The sequence below is a fragment of the Micromonospora sp. NPDC047548 genome (genome assembly GCF_040642975.1).
Classification (GTDB): domain Bacteria; phylum Actinomycetota; class Actinomycetes; order Mycobacteriales; family Micromonosporaceae; genus Micromonospora.
The window spans coordinates 1-4,363 of record NZ_JBEYTI010000106.1 but is presented as its reverse complement, the minus strand read 5'-3'; the positions used below and the strand labels follow the sequence as shown (position 1 = coordinate 4,363).

Annotated in this window: 4 protein-coding genes and 2 pseudogenes; 4 read left to right on the top strand and 2 right to left on the bottom strand. The window is 67.7% G+C overall.

Going from position 1 to position 4,363, the window contains the following annotated elements:
• Nucleotides 1-148: pseudogene (locus ABZ807_RS33120) on the top strand (IS30 family transposase); the annotation flags it as partial.
• A 56-nt stretch (nt 149-204) separates the two neighbouring features.
• On the opposite strand, the pseudogene ABZ807_RS33115 reads toward ABZ807_RS33120, so the two are convergent.
• A pseudogene (locus ABZ807_RS33115) lies at nt 205-1,440 on the bottom strand (recombinase family protein); the annotation flags it as partial.
• Nucleotides 1,441-1,749: 309 nt separating this feature from the next.
• The gene (locus ABZ807_RS33110; RefSeq protein WP_357167044.1) at nt 1,750-2,169 is read right to left on the bottom strand and encodes a DUF4259 domain-containing protein; all 420 of its coding nucleotides are present in this window, start codon (nt 2,167-2,169) and stop codon (nt 1,750-1,752) included.
• Between the two features lie 79 nt (nt 2,170-2,248).
• Between ABZ807_RS33110 and ABZ807_RS33105 the strand changes: the two genes are divergently transcribed.
• The 3 genes from ABZ807_RS33105 (at nt 2,249) to ABZ807_RS33095 (ending at nt 3,734) form a co-directional block, all read left to right on the top strand.
• The gene (locus ABZ807_RS33105) at nt 2,249-2,686 is read left to right on the top strand and encodes a hypothetical protein (protein WP_357167041.1); all 438 of its coding nucleotides are present in this window, start codon (nt 2,249-2,251) and stop codon (nt 2,684-2,686) included.
• A gap of 13 nt (nt 2,687-2,699) precedes the next feature.
• Nucleotides 2,700-3,245 (top strand): CbrC family protein, encoded by a 546-nt coding sequence (locus ABZ807_RS33100; protein ID WP_357167038.1) that lies wholly within the window; start codon nt 2,700-2,702, stop codon nt 3,243-3,245.
• 69 nt (nt 3,246-3,314) lie between these two features.
• On the top strand, nt 3,315-3,734 hold the full coding sequence (locus tag ABZ807_RS33095) for a hypothetical protein (protein ID WP_357167035.1): 420 nt from the start codon (nt 3,315-3,317) through the stop codon (nt 3,732-3,734).
• The last annotated feature ends 629 nt before the right edge of the window (nt 3,735-4,363 follow it).

Below are 4,363 nucleotides of genomic sequence, written 5' to 3'. Positions count from 1 at the left end.
GACTGACCTTTCCGGCTACACGCAGAAGCAATTAGATGAGATTGCTGATATGCTCAACGGGCGGCCGAGACAAACGCTTGGATGGGAAACCCCGGCGGAACGTCTGAATTCATTCCTGATAGCCGCGGGTGATGCACTCACCGCTTGAAATCGCCCCTGCCTGCTGCTGCGGTTCATGTCTGCAGTGAGGCTGGTAAGTAGGTCGTCCTCCCGTAGATAGAGGTTCTTCAGGCCTCGTGGGAGCTTCGCGCTGGTGTGCCCGTGCCGACAGCGGTAGCCGGCTCGGCCGTGCACCCAGTGCGATTCCATCCGCCGTCCGCAGTGACCGCAGCGCAGTAGACCGGACAGCAGGAAGGTGCGCGCGTGGCCGTCCTCGGGGGTCGGGTTACATCGGATGGCCTGGGCGGTGACGAAGTCCTCCTCGCTGACCAGCGCGGGGTGCGCCATCTCCTTGGAGACCACCCACTGTTCGGCCGGGTTCCACCGGTGTACCTCGCTGCGCTGGTGGTCGACGGGGTTGTGGTCGGTGCGTTGCCGGTTCCACACCTGTCGGCCGGTGTAGCGGGGGTTGCTCAAGATCGCGGCGACCGTGCGCAGGGTCCATCCGTCTCCGCTGCGGTGCGGGTTGCGGTCCGGGTCGACGCCGGACGGGCAGGGAATCCCCATCTCGTTCAGTGCTCGGGCGATGCTGGCGACGCTGCGGCCGGCAAGGCGTTGGGCGAACATCCACCGTACGTGTGGGGCGGTGGCCGGATCGGGTTCGAGCCGGTTTAGCCGGCGTCCCCAACGGGCGTGGGCGGCGTTCGGGTGAGGCCCGGCGTCGGCGAGCCGGTAGCCGTAGGGTGGCCGGCCGCCGAGGTAGCGTCCCTGTTCGCGGGCTTGGGCCTGCATCGCGGCTATGACCCGGAACCGGGCGCGCTGGACCTCGCGTTTGGACTGGGCCCCCAACATCATGATCAACGCCCGGTGAGTGGGGTTGTGGTAATCGAGTGGGCCGTCGGTCTCGGGTAGCCACAGCTGTACGCCGTGGCGCTCAAGAGTCGGGGCGAGGTGTAGCAGTTGGTTGCCATGGAACGCGCGCTCGTACTCACCGACCACGATCGCGTCGAACGCACGGTCGGGATCAGCGAGCGCATCCAGTAGCGCTGCGGCTTGCGGGCGCTGATCCCACGCCCTGCGGCGGGTGTATCCGATATCGAAGAATTCGGCGACGATCGTGCCTCGCCCTGCGGTCAGGTCGAGGGCCACCTCAACTTGCCAGTGGTACGACGATGCCGGGTCCTGGAAGTCCTTCGTTGACATTCGTCCGTAGAACGCGAACCTCAGCCCGCGGCCGGAGGGAGTCGCGTCGAGGCGACTCGTTGTCGCACGCTTCTGTTCGCGATTGATCCACCCGGTCAGCAGGTCCGGATTACTCCTATTTGTGGCAGTTGTCGTCACGTCTCGCTCCGTCGATAGGCAGTTGCTTGCGGAGCCGAGACTGCTCACTCACGACCACGCTTGGCCAGAGAGGGCGCCCAGAAGCGTTCTCTCTCAGCGCTTCAACCGGCGGGGCCCGGGTTGTTGCGTGGTTGCGTTCAGGGGACGGTCACGGCCGCCGCTCCTGGCCGTGCTGGCGCAGTATCGCGCGCGAACTCGTCGGCGCTGCGCCGCCACGGCACACCCATGCCCGTCATCAGGTCCTCGGCCGCTTCGGACGCAGGTACGCAGCGATAACGGCGTGCCGCCGGACGTTGCACCAGCTGCCCGCTACGCCGTCAGGACTCTGCGCAGGCTGCGGACGGTGTCGAAGGCCGGGTTGACGTCTCCGGCGTCGGCGTCCTGCCACAGGTCGCGCCATTCGGAGTCCGCGGCCATGATCCGGTCGAGGGCTCTCACCGCGAGTGCCGCCAGGTCGTCGGGCAGATCGAGCCGGCCGCCGTTCAGCAGGAAGTCCGGCGCGTACGGGGAGGTGATCGGCTGCCCGCCGGGCTGCTGCGCGGCCATGATCGCGGTTGCGGCGATCGCCTCGCAGGTGATGTCGGCGTCGAGGTAGCCGTCCTCGCTGGCGGCTCGGTTCAGCGCCTCGCGGACCAGCACCGGGCGCTTGGCCACGTCGGCGTCGTCGAGGTCGCCGCACCAGTCAGCGGCGGTGTCGTTGTCGAACGGTCCGCTGTCCCAGGTCCCCACGAAGCCTCCAAGATCGGTTGCGGGGCATTCTCGCACCGGCCACCGACAGGTTGGGCAGGAAGGCGGCTATGGTGCCCGGATGGCGATCGGAAGGTCGGGGCAGCGGCGGCCAAAGACGGCAGCGGCCGAGCTCGACGCGTACCTGCGCGAGTTTCGAGCGGGCGGCTATCCGGTGGCTCGGGTCGTTCACGTGGCGTGTGCGCGGTGCGGCGGGTCGGAGTTCGGGGTGCGGGTCGACGACGAAGCCGGCTACGCCGACCGTACCTGCCACTTGTGCGGTGACCGGTTCGTCATGCTCGATGCCCTCGACGTCGCCGAGGACGCCGATCCCGGTGACGCCGCCTGCCTGTGCGGCGGTGAGCGGTTCGACGTTGCGGTGGGGTTCGCGCTGCGCGAGGACAGTGAGGTGCGGTGGGTGTCGGTGGCGTTGCGCTGCACCGCGGACGGCGTGCTCGGGGTCTACGCCGATTGGAAAATCGACTACTCGCCCAGCGGTCACCTCATGGCCCGGGTCTGACAGGAGTGGTCGAGTGACACAGTCGCGGTTCCGTTACCACCCCGACCCGGTCGCGACCGGGTCCGCCGTTCCCACAGTTGAGGCATGCGTGCTGTGCGGGGTTGAGCGCGGCTGGCGGTACGCCGGGCTGATCTACGGCCGGCAGGCCGACGTTCTGTGCCTGCACTGCATCGCCTCGGGTGAGGCGGCGCGGGCGTTGACGGGCGCCGGCGACTTCCCGTGCATGTTCACCGACGCGACCGACGTGCCACCAGGCGTTCCGTTCGCCGTCGTCGAAGAGGTCACGCAACGCACGCCGGGGTTCGACTCCTGGCAGCAGCCGAGCTGGCTGTATCACTGCGAAGACGGCGCCGCGTTTCTCGGCCCGGCCGGATACGAGGAGCTACGCGCCCACCCTGACGCGTTCGAGATGATCCGGGACGATCTGCACCAGCTCGGGTGGCCGGCAGATCAGACCGGCGCGATGCTGCGGCGGATGGATGCCAGCGGTGAGCCGTCGGCGTACCTGTTCCGGTGCCTGCACTGCGGCGTGCACCTGGCCTCCTGGGACATCGGATGACCGGCGCCGGCAGGGACAGGTCAGCAAGATGTCGGCGCGTCGGCCGGTGATGGGCGGATCCGGTTGCCGATGGACGGGGCGTACATCCGGCGCTGGCGCGAGGACGTTACCGCGTGTCTGGACCGGCTGCTGCCCGGATTCGAAGTCCGGTTTGGTTACCCGCCCGGCCGGCACACGATCGGCGGCCCGGCGGGGGAGGAGGAACTCGCATCGCTCGCGGGCACGCGGCTGTCCGGTGATCTGCTCGAGTGGTATGGGCAGGTGCGCGAGGTGAGCCTGCCGGACATCGGCAACGGCTACTTCATTCACGACCCCGGCCTGGTCGCGCGCCGGGAGGTGACGTCTATCCGGGGCCGATTCGCCGCTGAGGTGATCGTGTTCGCCAGTGATGGCGGGCGGCACCCTGTTCGCGGTGGGCGCGGTGACCGGCTCGCCGGTGTACCGGCTTCCTGCCGGCGAGATCGTCGCCGGTTTCTACCGCAGCGATGATCCACGATTCGACGTGGTGGCAGAGAATCTGACCGGCTTTCTCGACGGGCTACGCGACACGGTCGAGGTGTTCGCCGCCACGGGCGCAGCCGGCGACCTGTGAAGCAGCTGGCCCGTCGCGGGCCATGGTGAGATGTCGGTGGTGTGGCAATGCGAGACTCGTGACGGCGATGGCATTCCGGGGGAGAGGCTTGCGGCTATGTCTGACACTGCCCCGGTGCCGGTTCACCTCGCCGCGGTCCTGGATGGGCTTGCTGAGAATCGGGCGTTGCCGCTGGAGCTGATCCGTCGGCTGTTGGCCAATCGTCGAGGGTTCGGCCATGTAGCCAAGCGGGCGGATTTGACCACCGATTTGATCTGCGGGTGCCGATAACCCCGTCCGTGCAGCTCAGGCGGCATGTTCGTACTCGTGGAGCACTCCGCCGAGTCGATCACGGCGGTGGATGCGCAGGTGTGTGATCTTCTTTGGATCTGTGATTGGTTCGGGCAGTGGGTGCAGTGGTCTGGCGTTCGATAGTCCGCGGTGGGGTCGATGCACGGCCCCGGCGTTGTTCGGGAGTGTCCGGTTTGATCATGGTTTGTTAGATGCCGTAGACGGCGAAGACGTCGCTGCGGTCGTGTAGGTCGCG

Bases quoted from the DNA above. Each gene is read 5' to 3' on its own strand.
- ABZ807_RS33095 (WP_357167035.1), top strand. From the start codon at position 3,315: ATGGACGGGGCGTACATCCGGCGCTGGCGCGAGGACGTTACCGCGTGT.
- ABZ807_RS33105 (WP_357167041.1), top strand. From the start codon at position 2,249: ATGGCGATCGGAAGGTCGGGGCAGCGGCGGCCAAAGACGGCAGCGGCC.